General features: G+C 66.3%; 21 protein-coding genes and 1 tRNA gene. 7 read left to right on the top strand and 15 right to left on the bottom strand.

Translation table 11 applies throughout. The annotated features are described in order from the left end of the window. Window positions 1-25 precede the first annotated feature (25 nt). Entirely contained in the window at window positions 26-517 is a 492-nt protein-coding gene (locus tag ASE13_RS06400; protein WP_056612787.1) for a hypothetical protein, read from the top strand. Here the strand turns inward: ASE13_RS06400 and ASE13_RS06395 are convergent. From ASE13_RS06395 to ASE13_RS06340, 12 genes are all read right to left on the bottom strand, one after another. Next, window positions 514-2,748 carry a hypothetical protein gene (locus tag ASE13_RS06395; RefSeq protein WP_056612784.1) on the bottom strand — a complete coding sequence of 745 codons (2,235 nt, stop codon included), beginning with the start codon at window positions 2,746-2,748 and terminating at the stop codon, window positions 514-516. The genes ASE13_RS06400 and ASE13_RS06395 overlap by 4 nt on opposite strands. Window positions 2,749-2,789: 41 nt before the next feature. Beyond that, window positions 2,790-3,329, bottom strand: coding sequence for a GNAT family N-acetyltransferase (locus tag ASE13_RS06390; protein WP_056612782.1), 540 nt, complete (start codon window positions 3,327-3,329; stop codon window positions 2,790-2,792). Continuing rightward, window positions 3,326-3,862 (bottom strand): GNAT family N-acetyltransferase, encoded by a 537-nt coding sequence (locus ASE13_RS06385; protein ID WP_056614822.1) that lies wholly within the window; start codon window positions 3,860-3,862, stop codon window positions 3,326-3,328. The genes ASE13_RS06390 and ASE13_RS06385 overlap by 4 nt, the downstream gene beginning before the upstream one ends. A 130-nt stretch (window positions 3,863-3,992) precedes the next feature. Then, on the bottom strand, window positions 3,993-4,979 hold the full coding sequence (hemB, locus tag ASE13_RS06380) for a porphobilinogen synthase (protein WP_056612780.1): 987 nt from the start codon (window positions 4,977-4,979) through the stop codon (window positions 3,993-3,995). A gap of 18 nt (window positions 4,980-4,997) precedes the next feature. Continuing rightward, window positions 4,998-6,437, bottom strand: a complete 1,440-nt coding sequence (locus tag ASE13_RS06375; RefSeq protein WP_056612778.1) for an MATE family efflux transporter — start codon at window positions 6,435-6,437, stop codon at window positions 4,998-5,000. A gap of 162 nt (window positions 6,438-6,599) precedes the next feature. Beyond that, entirely contained in the window at window positions 6,600-9,353 is a 2,754-nt protein-coding gene (locus ASE13_RS06370; protein ID WP_056612776.1) for a valine--tRNA ligase, read from the bottom strand. Between the two features lie 44 nt (window positions 9,354-9,397). Further along, the gene (locus ASE13_RS06365; RefSeq protein WP_235536865.1) at window positions 9,398-10,033 is read right to left on the bottom strand and encodes an AAA family ATPase; all 636 of its coding nucleotides are present in this window, start codon (window positions 10,031-10,033) and stop codon (window positions 9,398-9,400) included. After that, on the bottom strand, window positions 10,011-10,214 hold the full coding sequence (locus ASE13_RS06360) for a hypothetical protein (RefSeq protein ID WP_156404760.1): 204 nt from the start codon (window positions 10,212-10,214) through the stop codon (window positions 10,011-10,013). Before ASE13_RS06360 ends, ASE13_RS06365 begins: the two co-directional genes overlap by 23 nt. 49 nt (window positions 10,215-10,263) lie before the next feature. Further along, entirely contained in the window at window positions 10,264-12,303 is a 2,040-nt protein-coding gene (locus ASE13_RS06355; RefSeq protein WP_056612772.1) for an alpha/beta hydrolase family protein, read from the bottom strand. 55 nt (window positions 12,304-12,358) lie between these two features. Further along, the gene (locus tag ASE13_RS06350; protein ID WP_056612770.1) at window positions 12,359-12,835 is read right to left on the bottom strand and encodes a DUF2497 domain-containing protein; all 477 of its coding nucleotides are present in this window, start codon (window positions 12,833-12,835) and stop codon (window positions 12,359-12,361) included. 35 nt (window positions 12,836-12,870) lie between these two features. Beyond that, complete coding sequence (locus tag ASE13_RS06345) at window positions 12,871-14,457, bottom strand: TolC family outer membrane protein (RefSeq protein ID WP_056612768.1); 1,587 nt, start codon at window positions 14,455-14,457, stop codon at window positions 12,871-12,873. Window positions 14,458-14,471: 14 nt separating this feature from the next. Continuing rightward, on the bottom strand, window positions 14,472-15,155 hold the full coding sequence (locus ASE13_RS06340; protein WP_156404829.1) for a protein-L-isoaspartate O-methyltransferase family protein: 684 nt from the start codon (window positions 15,153-15,155) through the stop codon (window positions 14,472-14,474). A 162-nt stretch (window positions 15,156-15,317) separates the two neighbouring features. On the opposite strand from ASE13_RS06340, the gene ASE13_RS06335 reads away from it, so the two are divergent. After that, a tRNA-Cys gene (locus ASE13_RS06335) sits at window positions 15,318-15,391 on the top strand. A 71-nt stretch (window positions 15,392-15,462) separates the two neighbouring features. On the opposite strand, the gene ASE13_RS06330 is transcribed toward ASE13_RS06335, so the two are convergent. Beyond that, window positions 15,463-15,870, bottom strand: coding sequence for a glycine zipper 2TM domain-containing protein (locus ASE13_RS06330; protein WP_056612766.1), 408 nt, complete (start codon window positions 15,868-15,870; stop codon window positions 15,463-15,465). 221 nt (window positions 15,871-16,091) lie between these two features. On the opposite strand from ASE13_RS06330, the gene ASE13_RS06325 reads away from it, so the two are divergent. The 5 genes from ASE13_RS06325 to ASE13_RS06305 all read left to right on the top strand — a co-directional run bounded on the left by ASE13_RS06325 (window position 16,092) and on the right by ASE13_RS06305 (window position 19,915). Continuing rightward, complete coding sequence (locus ASE13_RS06325) at window positions 16,092-16,310, top strand: hypothetical protein (RefSeq protein WP_056612764.1); 219 nt, start codon at window positions 16,092-16,094, stop codon at window positions 16,308-16,310. 62 nt (window positions 16,311-16,372) lie between these two features. Beyond that, entirely contained in the window at window positions 16,373-16,648 is a 276-nt protein-coding gene (locus tag ASE13_RS06320; protein WP_056612762.1) for a hypothetical protein, read from the top strand. A 162-nt stretch (window positions 16,649-16,810) separates the two neighbouring features. Continuing rightward, window positions 16,811-18,310 carry a cysteine--tRNA ligase gene (gene cysS, locus ASE13_RS06315; RefSeq protein ID WP_056612760.1) on the top strand — a complete coding sequence of 500 codons (1,500 nt, stop codon included), beginning with the start codon at window positions 16,811-16,813 and terminating at the stop codon, window positions 18,308-18,310. Window positions 18,311-18,528: 218 nt separating this feature from the next. Beyond that, window positions 18,529-18,978 carry a TM2 domain-containing protein gene (locus tag ASE13_RS06310; RefSeq protein ID WP_056612758.1) on the top strand — a complete coding sequence of 150 codons (450 nt, stop codon included), beginning with the start codon at window positions 18,529-18,531 and terminating at the stop codon, window positions 18,976-18,978. Between the two features lies 1 nt (window position 18,979). Next, complete coding sequence (locus ASE13_RS06305) at window positions 18,980-19,915, top strand: NAD(P)-dependent oxidoreductase (protein WP_056612756.1); 936 nt, start codon at window positions 18,980-18,982, stop codon at window positions 19,913-19,915. Window positions 19,916-20,064: 149 nt separating this feature from the next. On the opposite strand, the gene ASE13_RS06300 is transcribed toward ASE13_RS06305, so the two are convergent. Both ASE13_RS06300 and ASE13_RS06295 read right to left on the bottom strand, forming a co-directional pair. Further along, window positions 20,065-20,400, bottom strand: a complete 336-nt coding sequence (locus ASE13_RS06300; RefSeq protein WP_056612754.1) for a hypothetical protein — start codon at window positions 20,398-20,400, stop codon at window positions 20,065-20,067. Between the two features lie 56 nt (window positions 20,401-20,456). Then, window positions 20,457-21,578, bottom strand: coding sequence for a pyridoxal phosphate-dependent aminotransferase (locus tag ASE13_RS06295; protein WP_082596401.1), 1,122 nt, complete (start codon window positions 21,576-21,578; stop codon window positions 20,457-20,459). Between the last annotated feature and the right edge of the window lie 7 nt (window positions 21,579-21,585).

Raw genomic sequence — 21,585 nt, 5'->3', positions numbered from 1 at the left:
TTTTCCACAAGCATAGAGCACGACCATGCGCAGCCTGCCCCTGTTCGCCCTGATCGCCCTTGCGGGCTGCACCCAGAGCCCCGATAGCTATCCGTCCCTGTTGCCGCGACCCATCGAGGCCCAGAGCTTCGCCGAGCCCGAGCGCCCGGTGCCGGTCGCGACACCCGATGCCGCGCTCGATGCGCGAATCGCCGAAGTCACGGCATCGCTGGCGGCGGGCAACCAGCGATTCGCGACGGCGGCGCAGGAGGCCGAGGCCAAGGTGGCGGTGGCGCGCGGCGTTCCTGAAGGCTCCGAGGCATGGCTCGACGCGCAGGCGGCGCTCAGCACGCTCGAATCGCTGCGTGCTCCGACGCTGATCGCACTGGCCGACCTGGAGGGAATCGTGATCGAACGCGGCAAGGCGGGACAGCCGCCCTACCCCGCGCTCGAATCGGCAGTGGCCGCCACCGACGCGATGGCGAATGCCCAGGCCGACCGGATCGGCGCGCTCGAGGCAGCGCTCGCCGGCGCCTAATCGTCGGCGAGTGCCGGATTGAAGGCGCGCATCACCGGCACCACCGAGGCATAGTCGTCGGTCCAGGGCGTGAAGCCGGGCTTGGACGCCAGCGGAAACCATTGCGGATCGTTCGCCGTCAGTCGCGCGAGCGTGTCCGCATCGCGCGAGAGCGCGATCCAGTCCGAAACGCTCGCTTCATCGCGCGCCTCCAGCGCACTCGGCTGGTAGACAAGCCGTGCGGCATGCCAGTCGCCCTGCGCAGCCGCACCTGCGACGACCGGCGACAGCGCGAGGAACCGGTTGGAGATATGCACCAGCAGCAGCCCGTCGTGCGCGAGCACACGGCCATAGGTCTCGAACGCTTCGGTGGTCATCAGATGCATCGGCACGGCATCCGACGAGAAGGCGTCGAGCGCGAGCAGGTCCAGACTCGCCGGTGCGGCCTCGCCAAGGCGGAGGCGCGCATCGCCCACGACGATCCGAGCCTGAGGCGCGCATTGCCGGAGGAAGGTGAATTTGCCCGAATCGCGCGACAAATCGACCACCTCGGGATCGATCTCGTAGAAGCGCCACTGCTGGCCCGGCTGCGCATAGCAAGCCAACGTGCCGGTCCCGAGTCCGACGACGCCGATCCGCGCGGCGGGGCCGAACAGCGCCGGCGCCGCCAGCATGGCGCGGCCGACGCCTGATCCGGCAACGTAATAAGTCGTCGGCAATCGCGATCGCGCGCCCTTGAGCTGGATGCCGTGCAGCGTCGTGCCGTGCGCGAGCCGCCGTTCTCCGGGCTGGTCGTTCACGGTGTAGACGCCGAAATAGCTGCGCGTCCGGTCGCCGCTCAACGAGATGTCGATCGCGCGATAGCCGCCGAACAGGAACAGCCCGCCTGCCAGCGCGACGAGATAAGGGATGCGCATGCCGGTCGCGATCAGCCCCACGGTGGCGACGGCGAGGAAGGCGAATTGCTCATGCATCTCGCCGAGTATGCCGCCGGGGTTGGCGATGCCGAACCCGACGAAGAACGCCACGAGGAGGGCCGCCACCAGGATCTTGATCGGCAGCCCGTCGCCCTCCCACAACCGGGCGATCCCTGAAAACAGGAACGTCTGCGGCATCAACGCACCCGCGGCGAGAATCAGCAGCGGATATTCATAGGTCCAGTCGAACAGGATCGGGGCGAGCAGTCCGGAGAACACGCCGCCCAGTGCGCCGCCCACCGACATCGCCAGATAGAAACCGGTCAGCCGGTCGGGTGCCGGTCGCAGCCGATACATGCACGAATGCAGCGCCACTGCCACGACGAACAGCAAGACGAGGCCGATCAATGCGTTGAGATAAGCGAGCTGCTGATGCCCAGCGATCAAGGTTGCGCCGAACAACAGCACGATGATCGGTGCGAACTTGGCGAGCAGATCGGGAATGGTGCCGCCTTCGCGAAACGCCACCGAGAAGCTCAGCAGATAGAGGCCGAGCGGCAGCACCCAAAGCATCGGCATCGCGACGATGTCAGTGGTCAGGAAGGTGGTCGTCGCGAGCATCAGCCCTGAGGGGACGAAAGCCAGCACGATCCAGTGGAGCACACGCAGCTTGCCTGCCGGCGGGCTATGGTGCGCGACGTGCGGTTCCTGAGGGGCTGTCCGAGGCAACAGCGTCGCGCAGCCGGCAACGAGCACGAAGACCAGAGCATAGCCGATCGTCCAGAGCCAGCTCTGCCCCTTGAGCGCGAGGCTGGGCTCGACGATCAGCGGATATGCGATCAGTCCCCCGAAGCTGCCGATGTTCGATGCGGCATAGAGCGCATAGGGGTCGCGCCCGCCGCTGGCGACGCTGTACCAGCGCTGGAGCAACGGTGCCTGCGCCGAGATCGCGAAGAACAACGGCCCGATCGACGCGCCGAACAGCCAAGGCACCCAGAACGCCGGCTCGGCATCGGCGGGCAATTCCATCGCCGTCAGCCCGATCGGCAGCCAGATCGCCGCGACCGCAAGCACCGCGAGGTGGATTCCGGCCTGCATCCGCACGGGCACGCGCCCCAGCCAATGCGCATAGGCGTAGCCGCCGAGCAGCAGCGCCTGATAGACCAGCATCGCGCTGTTCCACACCGCCGGTGCGCCGCCGAGCCGGGGCAACGCCATCCGCGCGACCATCGGCTGGACGAGGAACAGCAGGAACGATCCGGTGAGGATGGCGACGACGAACAGCCAATGGAATCGCGTCTGAGGCGCGTCCGCCTGTTCAACCTCGTCCGCCATGCAATCCTTCTCCCCTGCGGACGGCCTGCACTCTATCCGATTTAGCCGGGATTAACCGCAGGTCGCGCGATGCGATAGGTGATGTGCGGTCGCAACCGCTCGATCGCCCGGGGATGATCGAAATCGTCCTGCGGCGCGCGAACCATGCCGAGCCTTTCCATCAGTCCCCAGCTGCGAACATTCTCGATGGTGGTGATCGCCGCAATGCTGGGCACGTCGAGGTTCGCCCAGCCCCAGTCGAGGCTCGCCTGCGCCGCCTCGCGGGCATAGCCCTGCCCCCAATATGCGTGCGCAAGCCGCCAGCCGATCTCGATCTCGCCTTCGATCGGCGTGTCCTCGGCGCCGGGCTTGAGCCCGCAAAAGCCCAGAAACGCGCCATCCGCGCGCCGCTCGATTGCCCAGAAGGTGAAGCCATGCGTGTCGAGGATCGCCTGCATCCGATCGATCAGCGCATCGGTCTCGTCGCGCCACAGCAACGGGCCAAGCGTCACCATCACGCGTTCGTCCTGGCCCATGGCATGAAAGGGCTCGCGGTCGGAATCGCGCCACCCGCGCAGGATCAGGCGTTCGGTCTCGATCATGCCGGCCGGTCTATCGCATACACGATCATCGCGCCGACCGGATCCTCGGCAGGATAATCGGGATGGCGGAAGTCGAGATCGGCGCGCCGCCGCATGCCGAGCCGCTCCATCAGGCCCCAGGAGCGCGTGTTGCCACTCACCGTCCACGCCGCGATCCGCGGGCGATCGGTATTGGCCCAGCCCCAGGCGAGGCTCGCTTCGGCCGCCTCGCGCGCGATCCCCTGCCCCCAATAGGCCTCGCCGATCCGCCAGCCGATCTCGAGCTCTTCGGGCACCGGAGTGCCCGCATGTCCGCCGATCCGCACACCGCACACGCCCGCCAGCGCCCCGCCGTCGCGCAGCTCCACCGCCCACATGCAATGGCCGAAGCGCGCCTGCTGCTCGATCTGTCGGTCGATGATCATGTCGTGCTTCGCTTGGGCGACGGGTCCGCTGAAATGTTCCATCATCGCCGGCGTGTTCACCAGTGCGTGGAACACCGGCTTGTCCGCCTCGCGCCACGGCCGGAGGAGGAGTCGAGGGGTTTCGATCATCGTTTCCACATCCGTCATCCCCGCGAAAGCGGGGAGCCATCTCGTGCGTGTGCCACGAATAGCACGGCTGTGCTTGCGGAGGTCGCTGGAGATGGGCCCCCGCTTTCGCGGGGGTGACGAAGAAGAGGTATCATTGTGAAAGCAACCGCGCAGCCAAGGGTGCGTGATAGGTGAGCACGCCCGAGCAGCCGGCGCGCTTGAACGCCATCAGCGTCTCCATCACCAGCGCCTCGCGGTCCCCCGCTCCGGCGGCCGCCGCCGCTTCGATCATCGCATATTCGCCCGACACCTGGTACGCGAACACCGGTACTTCGAAGGCATTCTTCACACGCACTATGATGTCGAGATAGGGCAGCCCCGGCTTGACCATCACGCTGTCCGCGCCTTCGGCGATGTCGAGCGCGACTTCGCGTAGCGCTTCCTCGGCATTGGCCGGGTCCATCTGATAGGTCTTCTTGTCGCCCTTGAGTAGCCCGCGGCTGCCGACCGCGTCGCGGAACGGGCCGTAAAAGGCACTGGCGTACTTCGCGGCATAGGCCATGATCTGGACGTTGACATGGCCGTTGGCCTCCAGCGCGGCGCGGATCAGCCCCACCCGCCCGTCCATCATGTCCGAAGGCGCGACGATGTCCGCCCCCGCCTCGGCCTGGACCAAAGCCTGATCGGTCAGCACCGCCGAAGTCTCGTCGTTGAGGACATAGCCGCTCGCATCGACGATACCGTCATGGCCGTGGCTCGTATAGGGATCGAGCGCGACGTCGGTCAGCACGCCGAGATCGGGCACCGCATCCTTGATCGCGCGGATCGCGCGGCACATCAGATTGTCGGGATTGAGCGCCTCGCGTCCGTCGTCGCTGCGCAGCCCCGCCGGCGTGTTCGGGAATAGGGCGACGCAGGGAATCCCCAGCGCCGCCGCTTCCTTCGCGCGCTCGGCCACCGCCTTGATCGACCAGCGCGAGACGCCGGGAAGCGATGCGATAGACTCCTCCTCGCTGCCTTCGGTCACGAAGAGCGGCCAGATCAGGTCGGCGGGCGTCAATACGGTTTCGGCGTGCATCCGCCGGCTCCATGCGGCGGCTCGGGTACGGCGGAGGCGAAGTGCGGGATATTGGCTCATGGCGGCGCTGATGCTCCCTCAGCCGGTGGGTTGCAAGCGCCCGGCGGGCTCGGTGGTGGCGAGCGCATGCTCCTCGACTTCGCGCGGACGGATCAGCGCGCCCTTGCGCCAGTTTCCCCAGCGGAAATAGGCCGCCGCAAGTCCCAGCGCCGCCGCCGAACCGACCGGAAAGCTCCACCACAAGGCATCGCCGCCCAGCAGCGGCGCGAGCCCCAATGCGAAGCCGATGCGGACCGGGTACAGTGCGACGATCAGTGCGATCAGCGGCGCCCACACCGCGCCGTTCGCGCGCACGGTGGCGAAGATCACCATCGTCATGCCGAACAGCACGAAGTTCCAACTCGCGATCAGCTGGATATGCCGCGCGATCGGAATGGCGGCACTGTCGCCGCCGAGGAACAAGGCCATCACCGGCCGGTCGAACAGCAGCACGACGCCGACCATCGCGCCGGTGATCACGCAGTTCCAGATCAGCCCGGCGCGGGTGATGCCGTTGACCCGGTCCCATGCGCCGGCGCCGATATTCTGCGCCGCCATCGCGCTCACCGCCGCGCCGATCGCCATCGCGGGCATCTGGATATAGGTCCACAGCTGCTGCGACACGCCGTAAGCGGCCGCGGTATCGACTCCGAGCCGGTTGACTAGCCCGACCATGGTGAGCCCGCCCAGCGACATCACCAGCATCTGCGCGCCCATCGGCAGCCCCTTGGCGACGATCGTGCGCATCATTTCGCGCTCGGGCAGCAGGTAGCGGAACTCGCGCCCGCGCAGCCGGATCGGCAGGTCGCGAATGTAGAGCGTCGCAAGCAACCCGATCGCAGCGACATGATTGGCGATCAGCGTCGCGGTCGCCGCCCCCGCGATCCCCATCCGCGGCACGGGGCCGAGGCCGAGGATGAAGACGGGGTTGAGCCCGGCATCGAGCACCGCGCTCAGGATCATGAACCAGAATGGCGTCATGGCGTCACCCGAGCCGCGCAGCCCCATCATCAGCAATACCAGCAGCATCGATGCCGGTACGCCGAGGAAGATCACCCGCAGATAGGCGAGCGCCAGCGGCATCGCGTCGCCGGGCGTGGCGAGCAATCGCAGGATATCAGGCGCGAACAGCCAGCCCAGGATCGCGACGACGATCGCCCCGCCGATGACGAGCCCCACCGCCGATCCGAACGCCCGCCGCGCCGCGTCGACATCGTGCCGGCCAATCGCCTGTCCGATCATCACCGTCGCCGCCATGCCGAAGCCGAACACCGCGCCGAAGGTGAGGAACATGATGATGTTGGCGTTCGAAGTCGCCGCCAGCGCGCTCTCGCCGAGGAAGCGCCCCACCCAGACCGCATTGATCGAGCCGTTCAGCGACTGGAGGATGTTCGAGCCGAGCGTCGGCAGCGCGAACAGCATCAAGGTGCGGCCGATAGGGCCCTGGGTCAGGTCGCGGCGTTGGGGAGGCTGAGCCATCGGTTCCCTACTCCGTCATGCCCGAGTGGTTCCCCACACCCGTCACCCCCGCGAAAGCGGGGGCCCATCTCCAGGAGATGCAGCGGGAGAAACAGCCGTTATATCGCAAGGCACCTGCAGGAGATGGGTCCCCGCTTTCGCGGGGATGACGTTGCGTTTTTGTCACCCCAGCCGCGCCAGCGCCGCCGAAAGCCGCTCGGCCTCGGCCGCCTTCTCGGCATGGTCCGCCCGCGCCTTCTCGACCGCCTCCGGCTTGGCCCGCTCGACGAAGCTCGGATTGTTGAGCCGGCCGGCAAGCCCGTCGCGCTCCTTCTCGGCCGCAGCGATCGCCTTGGTCAGACGGGCGCGCTCGGCGTCGAAATCGATGATACCTTCGAGCGGGAGCACGAAAGTATCCTCATCGACAACAACCTGTGCAGCTCCCTTCTGAGCCGTTTTGAAAACTCCTAGATCTCCGATTTGCGCATCGTCGATCACAACACCGATGCCGACACTACCTTTAAGATGGATTTCTGAGAGGCGAGCCAATCGAGTCAGGCTCTTCGCCTGCGCCCTAAGCCGAATCTCCGTCAGCTCAGAGGCCTCGGTGACGTGCAGTTCAAGTTGGGCGCTGGGAGGAACGCCAAGCTCAGTCCGCGCGCTTCGGATCTCGCTCACCAGCCGGATCAGCCAGTCGATCTCCTTCGCCGCCTCGGGATCGAGTGCCCGCGCGTCGGCCATCGGCCAGTGTGCCACGATCAGCTCGTGCTCGCGCGCACCCATCTTCGACCACAATTCCTCGGTGATGAAGGGCATGAACGGGTGGAGCATGACGAGGATCTGATCGAGCACCCAGCCCGCCACCGAACGCGTTTCGTCGGCACCGGCGCCGGTTGCGGGCACCCCGCCCTCGCCTTGGATCACCGGCTTGATCAACTCGAGATACCAGTCGCAGAAGCGGCTCCAGGTGAATTGGTAGATCGTGTTCGCCGCCTCGTCGAAGCGCAGGTCGGCGAGCGCGAGGTCGAGCGCCTGCACGGTCGCCACCGTTTCGGCGATGATCCAGCGATTGACCGCCAGCTCCGCCGCGGGCGGCTCGATCGTGCTGCTCGCGCCGATCCCGTTCGACTGGCAGAAGCGCGCGGCGTTCCACAGCTTGGTCGCGAAGTTGCGATAGCCTTCGATGCGGCGCTCATCCATCTTGATGTCGCGGCCCTGGCTCTCCATCGCCGCCATGAAGAAGCGCAGCGCATCGGCGCCATACTGGTCGATCAGCCCGAGTGGATTGACGACATTGCCCTTGGACTTGGACATCTTCTGCCCGTCCGCAGCACGCACCAAACCGTGGAGATACAGGGTCTTGAACGGCACTTCCTTCATGAAGTGCAAACCCTGCATCATCATCCGCGCATCCCAGAAGAACAGGATGTCGAAGCCGGAGATGAGGACGTCGTTGGGATAGCGGCCGAGCGCCTTCACGTCCGCGTCAGGCCATCCCATCGTCGCGAACGGCCAGAGCGCCGAGGAGAACCAGGTGTCGAGGACGTCGCTGTCCTGGATGAGCTTGACCCCCTCCCCGGCCTGCGCCTGTGCCTCTGCCTCGCTCTCGGCGACATAGATGCTGCCATCGTCGGCGAACCACGCCGGAATCCGGTGCCCCCACCAGAGCTGGCGGCTCACGCACCACGGCTGGATGTTCTCCATCCAGTTGAAATAGGTCTTCTCCCAGCTCTTAGGGACGATCTTCGTCGCGCCCGAGCGGACCGCCTCGATCGCCGGCTTCGCCAGGGTGGCCGCGTCGACATACCATTGGTCGGTCAGCCACGGCTCGATCACCACGCCCGAGCGGTCGCCATAAGGCGTCTGGATCGTGCGCGGCTCGGAATCGTGCTCCACGCCCTCCTTGTCGACATGCGGCACGAGGAAACCCTCGGCCTTGAGCCGCTCGACGACCAACTTGCGCGCCTCGAACCGGTCGAGCCCGAGCAGGTCGGCCGGGATCAGCCCGTCGGCGGTCTGGGTGATGTTCGCCTTGGCGTCGAGCATGTTGAGCATGTCGCGTGCCTCGATCCCGGCGCGCCTGCCCACTTCGAAGTCGTTGAAATCGTGCCCCGGGGTGATCTTCACGGCGCCCGAGCCCAGCGCGGGATCGGCATGCTCGTCGGTGATGATCGGAATCAGCCGCCCGGTGATCGGCAGCCGCACTTGTCTGCCGACCAGCGCCTTGTAGCGTTCGTCATCCGGATGCACCGCCACGGCCATATCGGCGAGCATCGTTTCGGGCCGCGTCGTCGCGACCTGGATGAACCCGCTGCCGTCCTCCAGCGGATAGCGCAGATGCCAGAAGCTGCCCTTGACCTCGACGGTCTCGACCTCGAGGTCCGAGATCGCGGTGCCGAGACCAGGATCCCAGTTCACCAGACGCTTGTCGCGATAGAGCAGCCCCTGCCGGTGCAGCTCGACGAACACCTTCAGGACAGCCTTCGAGAAGCCCTCGTCCATCGTGAAGCGCTCGTTGGCCCAGTCCATCGAGCAGCCGAGGCGGCGGAGCTGCTGCGTGATCTCGCCGCCACTCTCTTCCTTCCACTCCCAGACCTTCGCGACGAATTCCTCGCGGGTGAAATCGGTGCGCTTCTGCTGCTTCGCGTTGAGTTGCCGCTCGACCACCATCTGCGTCGCGATGCCGGCATGATCGGTGCCGACCACCCAGCGCGCATCCTTGCCCTTCAGCCGGGCATGGCGGACGAGAATGTCCTGCAGCGTATTGTCGAGCGCATGGCCGATATGCAGGCTGCCGGTCACGTTGGGCGGCGGATTGACCAAGGTCCACGGATCGGCGCCGGGCCGCTCGGGCGCGAACAGGCCCTTTTCTTCCCAATGCTGGTACCAGCGGGTTTCGATTTCGGCGGGGTCGAAGGTCTTGGGGAGTTCGCTCATGGCGGCGCTTTAGCGAGCCCTGCGACCAATTGGCAAACCCATCGTCAGGCGCGCTGCAGATCGACGTCCGATTGGCGCAGCAGCATTTCCAGGTCGGACGGCAACGCCCGAAATTGCAGCAGTGACCCGGGCGCTCCCTTTACGGCCACCAATTCGGGTTCGCCCGTCGAATTGTCGAACACCCAACAGCGGTCGACGTGCCGCGCAAACCACCCAAGCTGCTCGAACGAGCGCGCACGGCGCGCCTCGACCTTGTCCGCGGGAACGTCATGCCCGCCCTCACGAACGCGCTGGGCGATTCGCTCCATCTGCAGTTTGAGCGAGCCGAGCAGGATGTAGATCATGCGCACTTCGAATCCGTGCCGGTGCGCAAGTTCGACGAGACGCCGATACTTGCCGGACGAGAGCACCGTTTCGACGCCGATCGTCTGATAGGCTTGGATCGAGGTTTCCAGCCATTTCTCGATTCGTTGCACGGCGGCAAGGTTCGCCGCCTCGATATCCGTCGGCTCGTTCTCGACGATCTTCGCGGTCAGCAGATCCGGATTGATGATCCAGACCGATCCTCCCCAACCCTCGATATCGGTACGATTGTAGAAGGTGCTCTTGCCGCATCCGTTCGGACCGGCGACGATCCAGAAGATCGGCCGGTCCGGCCTACGAGGCGTCCTGATCGCCACGCCGCTTCCGCTGATCGGCCTTGATGCGGCGCACATTCGATCGGAAGGCGGCGAGCAGGTCCTCGCCCAACGTCTCGCTGTCCGACTGTACCACCTTCAGTTGCACGACCGTGCCGTCGGGCGCGCGCACGCGCTTCGTCGGCAGGTCGCTCGGGCGGACGGACTTCAACTGCGTTGCCATCGTCATCTCCAGCGATCGATATAGGCCCGCGCGTGCGCTTGCGAAAGCCTCACTCCCCCTTGCCGGTATATTTCCCCAGCCAGCCGAGCACTTCGCCATACCATTGCATCGAGTTCTTCGGCTTGAGCACCCAATGGTTCTCGTCGGGGAAGACGAGCAGCTTCGACGGGATCTCGCGCCGCTGGAGCGCCGTGAACGCCGCCAGCCCCTGGGTATAGGGGATGCGGAAGTCCTTCTCGCTGGTGATCACCAGCTGCGGGGTCTTCCATTTGGTGACGTGGTTGACCGGATTCCATTTCTCGAACGCTTCGGGATCCTCGAAATAGGCTTTCCCGCCATGCTCCCACTCGTCGAACCAGAGTTCCTCGGTCTCATAGGCCATGGCGCGCGCGTCGAACACGCCGTCATGCTGGACGATGCACTTGAACCGGTCGGGCCACTGCCCTTCAATCCAGTTCATCATATAGCCGCCGTACGAGGCGCCGAGCGCGCAGGCATTGTCGGCGTCGAGATAGGCGAACTTGCCCGTAGCTGCCGCGAGACCCTTTTGCAGATCCTCGAGCGGCCAGCCGCCCCAATTGTTGCGGATCGCGTCGCTGAAGGCCTGGCCGTAGCCGGTGCTCCCATGGAAATCGACCGACACCACGGCATAGCCCGCCCCGGCGAACACCGCGGGGTTCCAGCGATACGACCAGCTATTGTTGCTCGATCCCTGCGGTCCGCCATGGACGATGAACGCGATCGGTGCCTTCTTGCCCTCGGCGAGCGCGGCCGGACGCACCGCATAGCCCCAGACCTTGTCGTTGTTCGCCCCGGTGAAGCTGAATCGCTCGACCTTGGGCAAATCCACCCCTGCGAGCTTCGCGGCGTTGACCGAAGTCAACCGCTCGGTCTTCTTGCCGGTCAGCCGGTAGAAATCGTCCGGAGCGGTCAGGCTGTTCATACTGAACACCAATCCGTTCTTCGCCGGCACCACAGCGGAAACCGCGCCTTCCTGCGTCAGCCGCGTCACTTTGCCGCTGGTCGGGTCGACGCTGAAGATCGGCTCTTCCTGCGTGTCCTGCGCCGTGACGTAGATCGTCTTGCCGTCGGGTGCCCAGGCGATCGAGGCGACCGAGCGGTCCCAAGCCTCGGTCAGCGCGCGCACTTCGCCGGTGGCGAGGTTGCGGAGCATCAGCACTTGGCGATCGGCTTCGTAGGTCGGCCGCTTCATTGCGAAATATGCCAGCCACTTGCCGTCGGGCGACGCTGTCGGGAGATTGTCCATCCCGTCATTGTCGGCCGTGAGGTTCACCGGCGCCGCGGAGCCGTCGGCAGGCGCCGCGAAGATGTCGAGATTGGTCGAGAGCGGTTCGGTCCGCCCCGCCTCGCGCAGCGCGAAATAGACGGTCTTGCCGTCCGCCGACCAGCTCAATTCCTCCCCGCCGCCGAACGGCTTGGAAGGCGTATCGCCATCGAGGCTCGCTGCGATCGGCACTGCAGTCACCGCTTCCTGGCGGAGCGGCACGACGAACAATTGCGAGCGTTCGCCATTCGCCCAGCTGTCCCAGTGCCGCACGAACATCTTGTCGAAGACCCGGCCGGATCCCGCATTCGGATCCTTTTTCTCCATCGCCGGCTCGATCGTCGGCGCGCCGGGCTTGCGATCGGCCCAGACCAGCGCCTTGCTTCCATCGGGTGAGAGCTTGAAGCCGCTGAACCCGCCCTTCGGCGTGAACCACGCCGTCGCCGCGCCGCCGGTGATCGCCACCGACTGGATCGAATCGACACCACCCTTGTCCGACTGGAAGAAAACACGCGTACCGTCGGCGGAGAATTGCGGGCTGGTTTCGTTGACATCAGCCTCGGCGACCAGCTTTTCGGGGACAGCCCCCTTCCTGCTCAAATCGAGCCGCCACAGATCGTAGCGGCCGCGATTGGCTGCCAGATCGGTCTCGCGCTGCTGCCAGACGAGCCATTTGCCGTCGGGCGAGACGGCAGGCGCTCCCACCCGCGAGAGCGTCGCGACGTCCTGGATGGTGAGGTCTCGCGCCAGGGCAGGCGCGGCGGCGGAAGCGAGCAGAGCGCTCGCGAGCAGGAGATGCTTCATGCGCGGAGATAAGCAGATGGTTGCGAGCGTTACAATCGCCCGCAATCGCGAAAAATCAATTCCGCCCGGTGATCCGCGTGATCTCGCGCGCGACCATCGCCTCGACGATCTGCGGCAGATTGGCATCGAGCCAATCGCGCAGCATCGGCTTGAGCAGTTCGCGCACCAGTCCCTCGAGCGTGTCGGAGCCCGCCACCTCGGGCTTCACCACCATTCGCGAGAGCGCCTCGAGCGGTCCGCGCGTCGCCTCTACGGCACGCTCGGAGAGAATCGGCTCGGGACGCGTCATGGATGCGGGTTCCCCGGCACCCGAAGGCGCCTCGGCTTCATCCTCGACCTGCTCGTGCAATTCGAGCACCGCCTCTTCCTCGGGATCCCCGTCCTCCGCGCGCGGCGGACGTGCGGTGGACGCAGTAGAGGCGCGGCCGCGGCGGGTACGCGAAGCCACCGCCGCATCGCCTTCCTCGGCGATGATGCGTTTGATCGAGGAGAGGATCTCCTCCATCGACGGCTCGGTACTGATATCCCCCATAGCCGGCACGTCTCCTGTGGCTGACTGTGGTTAAATCAGGGATTTCCAGGCGTGGTGTCAACAGATCGCTGCAACAAAGGATCCAGCGGAGTGGTGTTCACCGTCGCGCCCTGTGCCGGCGTGCCGCTGGTCGAGGTGCTCGTGCCGGTTGGTGCCTTGTCGTCGGCCCAGTCGCTCCAGCGGCCGCGGACGCGCTCGTAATTGGCGGCGGGATCGTAGAGCGGCCCGCCGTCGAGCCCGAGATCCTTCGCCTCCGCACGCCCCATCGCCGCAAGCAAGGTGAAGCCCGCGACATAGGCGTCACGCTCGGCGGTGACGTAGTTCACCTGCGAATTGAGCAGTTCCTGCTCGGCGTTGAGGATGTCGAGGATCGTGCGCGTGCCGACGCTGTTCTCTGCGCGGACCCCCTCCAAGCTGAGCTTGTTGGCCTCGACTGCGACGCGCGACGATTCGATCACCTTGAGCGCGCTGTCATAGGAAGCGAAGGCCGAACGCGCCTGCGCGATCACGCCGCGCTCGGTGAGCGTGACCTGCTCGATCGCCGCCCCCTGCCGCGCCTGCGCCTGGCGGACCTGCGCCGCCGGCCGCCCGCCCTGGAAGATCGGCAGCGTCACTTGCGCGCCCAGGGTCGTCGCGAATCCGTCGCCCTTGAACCCCGAGGCGGCGGCCTGGCTGCCGACCGAGCCGAGATAATTGTAATAATCCCCGCCCACGCCGACGCTCACCTGCGGCAGCCGGCTCGCCTTGGCGACGCTGACGTCATAGCGCGTCGCGTCGCGCGCCAGCTTGGCGGCCTCGAGATACGGATTGTTGGCGAGCGCGGTCTGCTCGGCGGTGCCCACGTCATCGGGAAAGTTGGGCAAAGCGGGCGGCTGGGCAAGCGTGCCGGGCGGCGTGCCGACGACGCGGATATAGGCCTCGCGGCTGCCGATCAGCCGCGCCTCGGCGGTCCGCAGCTGGCTCTGCGCCAGTGCCAGCCGCGCCTCGGACTGGGCGACGTCGGTGCGCGTCAGATCGCCGACCTCGAAGCGATCGCGCGTCGCCTGGAGGTTGACCTCGAGCACGCGGACATTCTGCTGGTTGAGCCGCACGATCGCCTCGTCGCGCAGCACGTCGACATAGGCCGTCACCGTCTGGGTGAAGACATCCGCTTCGGCGCCGCGCAGATTGGCCTGCCCCGCCTCGACGCGAGTCTCGGCCGCCTTGACCGAATTGCGCACCGCGCCGCCGCTGAACACGGGAACCGACAGATCGAGCCCCAGCGCGCCGCGCCGGCTCGGCCCGAAGGTCGCGTCGGTATCGTACAGGCTGTTGCTGACCGATCCCGTCGAACTCACGCCCGGACGTCCCTGCGACTTCGCGATCGGAACATTCTCGTCGTTCGCGCGCTGATTGGCGCGTTCGCCGGCGAGGTCCGGATTGGTGTTGTACGCCTGGACCAGGGCGTCGCGCAGCGTCGTGGTCGGCTGCCCGGCCTGCGCCAGCGCCGGAGTCGCGGTCGGCTGCGCAGTCTGCACGCGTACCGGAGTCGAAGTGCCTGTGCGCGTCGTCGTGGTCTGCGCGGCGGCAGGCATGGCGAGCGCCGTCAGGCTCACGCCCAGGAGCAAAGAGGTAAGTCGCATCAATCTCTTCTTCTTCAGAAAGTGAAGGTCCGTAGGCGTCGGAAACCAGGCAATTCGGCACATTCGATATCTTGAAAGTCGATCAGGCCGAAGCCCCCTTCGGTGCGACGACCCGAAGCGAGGCGAGTCACGCCGCGATCGATCACGCCGGTGAGCACGCGCCCGCCCGGCTTGACCTGCGCGATCAGCGCGTCGGGAAGCTGCTCCACCGCACCGTCGACGACCAGCAGGTCGTAAGGCGCGCGCACGGGCCAGCCGGCATTCAGCGGCCCCTGCACGACTTCGACCTTGTCTTCACCGGCAAGCGCCCCGCGCGCGATTTCGACCAGCGACTCCTCTTCCTCGAGCGCGACCACCGATCCGGCGAGCAGCGCCAGAAGCGCCGCGGCATAGCCCCCGGCCGCGCCGACCAGCAGGACATGATCGTCGGCGCGCACCTGCGCCTCGGTCAGCAGCCGGCCGATCACGAGCGGCGAATTGTGGCGGCGCCCGCCGACGAGCGGCAGCAGCGTGTCGCGATAAGCGAGCCCGCGATGTTCGGGCGGCAAATAGTTTTCGCGTGGTACCCGGGCCATCGCCTCGACCACGCGCGGATCATTGACCGCGTTGGTCCTGAGCTGGCTCGCTACCATTGCATGGCGCATCGCTTCGAAGCGGCTCGCTTCGACGGGCGCGGGATCGACCTGAAGGGTCATCATCACTCCGGCTTTGTCGCACAACCGTATTAGTTGCGCAATACACTTGTTGACGTTGTTGCGCTTCTATCGCGCCGCAGCGTCGCCGCCAAGCGAGGGCCGGATCATTTTGAAACTATGTTGACAGCGCCACACCCCTCGCGCATTTCGCGCCCTCGCTTTCGAGGCCCGATGGCGGAGTGGTGACGCAGAGGACTGCAAATCCTTGCACCCGGGTTCGATTCCCGGTCGGGCCTCCAGCGCTTCCAGACAGATATGCGAAAGGGCGCCCGCGCAGCGGACGCCCTTCGTGTTTCAGCTGGTGCGCCGATCAGCGGCGGCGGCTGCGGCAATCGCCGCCGTCCACTTCGCGGCCGAGCAATGCGCCGGCGCCCGCGCCGATGATCGTGCCGGTGGTGCTGCGCCCCCTCCACGAGCTGCCGCGGCCGATCTCGCCGCCCAGCAGGCCGCCGGCGACTGCGCCGAGGATCGTGCCGGTGGTGCCGCTCGAGCAGCGACGATAGCTGCGGTTGCGATAGCCGCGATAGTCACGACGATAGCCGCGATCCTCGCGATAGCCACGGTCGCCGCGATAGCCGCGGTCGCCACGATAGCCGTCGTCGCGATATTCGCGCTCATAATAGCCGCGGCCATAATCCTGCGCGGCGGCGGGAGTTGCAGCCATGCCGCCGAGGGTGACGGTCGCGGCGAGCGCGGCAGTGAACAGGGACTTGATCATTTCATCCTCCTTCGGGGGCCTTGATTGCCTCCACATGCCGACTCTTCTGCCATGCCGGACGTGCAACGAGCCTGAACGCGTCCGTTAGCCGCTGTTCATGCACTGTGGCTTTTGCGTAACTTAACGGCGAAAAAGAACGCCTCGTCGCACCCGGTTCGACCCGGCCGCGGAACAAGCCGCGAATCCCGCTCGTTTCCGCAGCGGTTACCGGGAGACGACGAATGTATGATTTCGGCATCCGCCAGGCACATACCGGCTATCGCATCGCGTATCGGCCGCAGGAGACCAATCATTGCCCCGGCTGCGGCCGGTCGCACTGGATGATCGGCCGACTCACCGCCGAATGCGCTTTTTGCGGCACCGCGCTGCCGCTGATCGGCGGCGGCGCGTCGGGCAACGGCGTCACGCGTCGGAACACGACCGCCCCGCTCGCCGCCTGAGCAGGAACGCGGTCTCCGGGCATGCGTTGCACGTCGCGAGACCCGCGACAGGAGCTGCCCGAATGACCGACCTTTCCGTGACCTCGCCCGTCGAGCGAATCGCACGCGTCATCGCCGCCGAGGCGCTCAGCATCAACGGCGAAGGCGAGGACGTCAGTGCCGGCGGCGCGGTCGACGCGGTGTGGGAACAGGAAATCCCCCGCGCGACCGCAGTGCTCCGCACCTTGCGCGAACCCACTCCCGAAATGGTCGAGGCCGGCCGCGCCGCCGGCGGCGATCCCGCGCAAGTCTGGAACGCAATGGTCCGCGCCGCGATCGGGCAAAAGGAGACGGTGTGACTCCAAAAATTCCCCTCCCTGCAAGGGAGGGGTTAGGGGTGGGTTAGCAAAGCCGGGGCTCGATGCCCCGACTTTGCTTCATCGATAGGGGCGCGGCTGACGCCGCGCACCCACCCCCTACCCCTCCCTTGCAGGGAGGGGAGTTAGTGTTAAGTGCCACGCATGCACCCCGCCCAGCTCACGCTCTACAACTCCCTCACCCGCAGCCTCGAGCCGTTCGCTCCGCTCGACTCCGAAAAGGGCGTCCGCGTCTATTCGTGCGGCCCCACGGTCTATAATTACGCGCACCTCGGAAACCTGCGCGCTTATGTCTTCACCGACACGCTGAGCCGGGTGCTGACCTGGAAGGGCTTCCCCCTCACCCACGTCATCAACATCACCGATGTCGGCCATCTGACCTCGGACGCCGACGCTGGCGACGACAAGATGGAGGCCGCTGCCCGCGCCCAGGCGAAGAGCATCTGGGACGTGGCCGCGCACTACACTGCGGCGTTCAAGGCGAACATCGCCGATCTCAACATCCGCCAGCCCTCACGCTGGTCGGTCGCGACCGATCATATCGGCGAGATGATCGACTTCGCGAAGAAGATCGCGCCGGATCACTGCTACGAGCTCGACACCGGCCTCTATTTCGACAGCACCACGGTGCCCGATTACGGCAAGCTCGCCGGATCGCAGGACGATACGCGCGAAGGCCGGATCGAGGCAGTCGAAGGCAAGCGCCACCCGCAGGATTTCGCGATCTGGCGCAAATCGCCCCCGGGCGAGCAGCGCCAGATGGAATGGGACAGCCCCTGGGGCAAGGGCGCGCCCGGCTGGCACCTCGAATGCTCGGTGATGAGCCTGAAATATCTCGGCGCGCCGTTCGACATCCATACCGGCGGGATCGACCATCGCGAGATCCACCACCCCAACGAGATCGCCCAGAACCAGGCCTTTTGCGGCTGCTCGGATACCGGCGCGCATTTCTGGATGCACAACAACTTCCTCGTCGACCGACAGGGCAAGATGTCGAAGTCGAAGGGCGGCTTCACTACGCTCCAGTCGCTGATCGACGCAGGGGTGCACCCGCTCGCCTATCGCCTGCTTTGCCTGCAGGCGCATTACCGCAGCGAATTGGAGTTCTCCGCGGAGAACCTCGCCGCCGCGCTGACCCGGCTGAAGCGGCTGGTCGGCCTTGTCGACCAGCTCCGACAAAGCGCGCCGGCGATGACGGACTGGTTAAGCGAGCAACTGGAAAAAGCTGAGTGGGCGACGATTGGTCAAGCACTTCAAAGCGACACACAGCGCCTGCCTGACGAATATGCCGCGTTCGATCGCGCCCTTTCGGATGATCTTAACACTCCTCTGGCTCTGTCAATTTTCGAAGCTGCCATTCGGGACAGGACCTTGTCCGAGCCTCAGCGGCTGGAGTTCGCCATTCGATGCGATGCCGCTCTGGGCCTCAACCTACTGTCCCTCACCCGCGAAGAGCTCCGCGTCCGTCCGGCGAACGCTATTCTTACCCCCGAAGAGATCAGCGATCGCCTCGTCGAGCGCCAGCAAGCGCGCGTCGTGAAGGATTTCCAGCGCTCCGACACGATCCGCGACGAACTCGCCGCCGCCGGCGTCGAAGTGATGGACGGCGATCCCCTCGGCTGGGACTGGAAACCGGTGCTGTAAACTCTTCCCCCTCTCCTCCTTACCGTCACCCCCGCGAAAGCGGGGGCCCATCTCGGGGAGAGGCCACGGGCAATCACGGCTGTATCGTATGCGGGATGTGCAGGAGATGGGCCCCCGCTTTCGCGGGGGTGACGGGTTATATGGAAAAGAGACGCCCGCCCCTTGCGCTCCCACCCCCGCTTTCGCCAAAAGCGGCACATCAACACGGGGTACGTAAAATGCGGGGACAGGTACTGGGCGTCGATCGCACCAGCGGCGAGGGCCAGATTTCGGGCGAGGACGGCCATCGCTACACCTTCAGGCCGGACGATTGGAGCGACGCCAGAGGCCCGGCCGTGGGTGCGCGGATCGATTTCGCCATCGAGGGCACGCGGGCACTGCGCATCTTCCGCCTGCCCGATTCGGACATGGCGTCGGTCGGCGCGGCCCCGCCGCCGGTCGCGAACGATCGCAACAAGATCGTCGCCGCATTGCTAGCCTTCTTTCTGGGCACGCTGGGCATCCACCGTTTCTATCTCGGCCGCAACGGCACGGGGGTGCTGATGCTGGTGATCTCGGCGACGATCATCGGCCTGCTCGTCACCGGCATCTGGGCCTTTATCGACGCGATCCGCTATCTCCTCATGTCGGACGCCGAATTCGCGCATCGCTACGCACGCCGTTACTGAAGTGAAGGTCGTCCTCCCCGCGCTGGCCCGGCCGCTGATCGAGCCGCAGCTTCCGGCGGGGCTGGACGTGCACTGGTTCGCCTCCGCCGACGAAGCCGCGGAGATGGTCGCCGACGCCGATATCGGCTGGGTCGACATCAACAAGCCGCCTGAATGGGCGCGCGCCGTGGCCGCCGGCGCCAAGCTCAAATGGCTGTCGACGATCTATGCCGGGCTCGATCGGCTCGACAAGGCGCAACTCCTCGCCCGCGGCACCCGCGTCACCAACGGCAGCGGCGTCAACGCGCACACCGTCGCCGAATATGCCGTGATGGGCGCGCTCGTCGCCGCCAAGCGCTACGATCAGGTCGTCCGCATCGCCGAAACGCGAGAATGGCCGTTCGACGCCCCCGGCAAGCTCGAATTGTTCGAAACCAGCGCACTCGTCATCGGCTACGGCACGATCGGCCGCCTGATCGGCGAGCGCCTCGCCGCTTTCGGCGTGAGCGTCACCGGCGTCACTCGCACCGGCGCTCCCGGCACGATCCTCCCCGACGCCTGGCGCGATCGCCTCGCCGAGTTCGACTGGATCTTCCTCGCCGCCCCCGCGACCGAGGCGAGCCGCGCGATGATCGGCGAGGCCGAGCTCAAGGCGATGAAGCCCTCGGCCTGGATCATCAATGTCGGCCGCGGCGAGCTGATCGATCAGGACGCCCTGATCGAGGCCGTCACCAAGCGCCGCATCGCCGGCGCCTTCCTCGACACCGTGACGCCCGAGCCGCTTCCGCCCGAGCATCCCTTGTGGAGCACGCCCAACATCATCCTCTCGATGCACCTCTCGGGCCGCAGCCAGACCCGCATGTTCGTCCGCGCCGCCAATCTCTTCGTCGAGAACCTCCACGCCTTCCTCGGAGGCCGCCCGCTCAAGAACGAAGTCGATCTGGCGGCGGGTTACTGACTGGACTCCCCTCCCTGCAAGGGAGGGGTTGGGGGTGGGTGCGAGCGCCAGCGAGCCCGGCGATGCAGGATGAGAAAAGAAAAGGCCGGGCATCGAGCCCGACCTCTTCTTACCCACCCCTAGCCCCTCCCTTGCAGGGAGGGGGACGCCTATTCCCTGTCAGGTCCCTCCATCGCGAACAATTTATCCCAGAACGCGTCCCGGAGCAGATACTCCATCGCCTTGCCGTCGCTGCGGTCGTCGGGGCAGCCCGCCTGGTACGAGAAGGTTCGCGACGCCATCTCGTCGCTCACTTCGCGCGCGAAGTCCGGCCCCAGCCGCCGGGTCAGCACCACCAGCATCGCCCGCGCCGCCTCCGATCCGAACAGCGCGCGCGGATCGGCCACATAATCGGACTCGCCGAACGCCTCGCGCTCCTGCTCCTGCTCTTCCTCAGCTGCCAGTTCGTCGTCGAAATCGAGAGCTTCCGTCGCCAGATCATCCATTGCCGGTCTCCGTGCCCCGCAACATCAACGCCGCGGGAGCACGGACGGGTCCAGCCTCAGGCGCGCGCCGCCTCGGGCAAGGCCGCGGCATAGCGCGTCACGTCCTCGATCCTGCCGGTCGAGACGCGCGAATATTGGCTCCATTTGCCATAAGCGCCGCGAATCTGGATGCCCTTCGCCGCCATCGCGTCCTTCATCTTGTTCGCGTCAGGCACCTTCACGAACAGGAAATTGGTCTGGCTCGGCAGTGCCTCGAGCCCCGCTTTCTCGATCGCCGCGAGCATGATCGCGCGCGCCTCGAGGATGCGGCTCTTCGACCAGGTGGTGAACACGGTGTCGTCATAGGCCGCGATCGCCGCCGCCAGCCCCGCGGTGTTCCCGCCGAAGCTCATCTCGTACCCCCTGATCTTCCGGATCGTCTCGGGCTGGCCGATCGCATAGCCCACGCGCAGCCCCGCCATGCCATAGATCTTGGAGAAGGTGCGGCACACGACCAGGTCGTGCCCCTCCTTCACCAGAGCCGCGACCGAATTATACTCGGGCCGATCGGTCAGCTCGATATAGGCCTCGTCGACCAGCACCGTCGCCTTCGGGCTCGCCGCGCGGACGAAGGCGCGCATGCTGTCGCCGTCGAGCACGCGGCCGGTCGGGTTGTTGGGGTTGCAGATGTGCACCATCCCCGTGTCCGGCCCCACCGCCGCGGCCATCGCGTCGAGGTCCACGTCCATGTCCGGCTTCAGTGCCACGCGCTGGAGCTTCGCGCCCTTGGCCTCGGCATAGAGCGCAGTCGTGTCCCAGAACAATTCGGGGCACAGGATCGCGCCCTTGCCGGCGAAGGCGAGCCCCGCCGCGCTCAATATCTCGGTCGATCCGCTGCCGATCGCGACATGGTCCGGCGTCACGCCGAAGCGCTCGGCGATCATCGCGGTCAGCCGCCGCGCGCCTTCGTCGGCATAATAGCACCCCTTGGCCGACCATTCGGCGATCGCCCGGATCGCGCTCGGTGCCGGGCCATAGGGATTCTCGTTGCGCGACAGCAGAGCCACGCCTTTCGCCGGCCCGAACAGCGGCACTTCGCTCGCCGCCGCGCCCGTGCCCCACGCCGCCCTCGGAAACGCCGCGCACGCCGCCGTCGCCGTGCCTGCCGCGATCAGTCCCCGCCTCGATACCGTCACCATCGCCCGT

It is taken from the genome of Sphingomonas sp. Root241 (genome assembly GCF_001428865.1).
Classification (GTDB): domain Bacteria; phylum Pseudomonadota; class Alphaproteobacteria; order Sphingomonadales; family Sphingomonadaceae; genus Sphingomonas.
The sequence above is the reverse complement of the archived record's forward strand: the minus strand, read 5'-3'. Positions and strand labels throughout refer to the sequence as shown.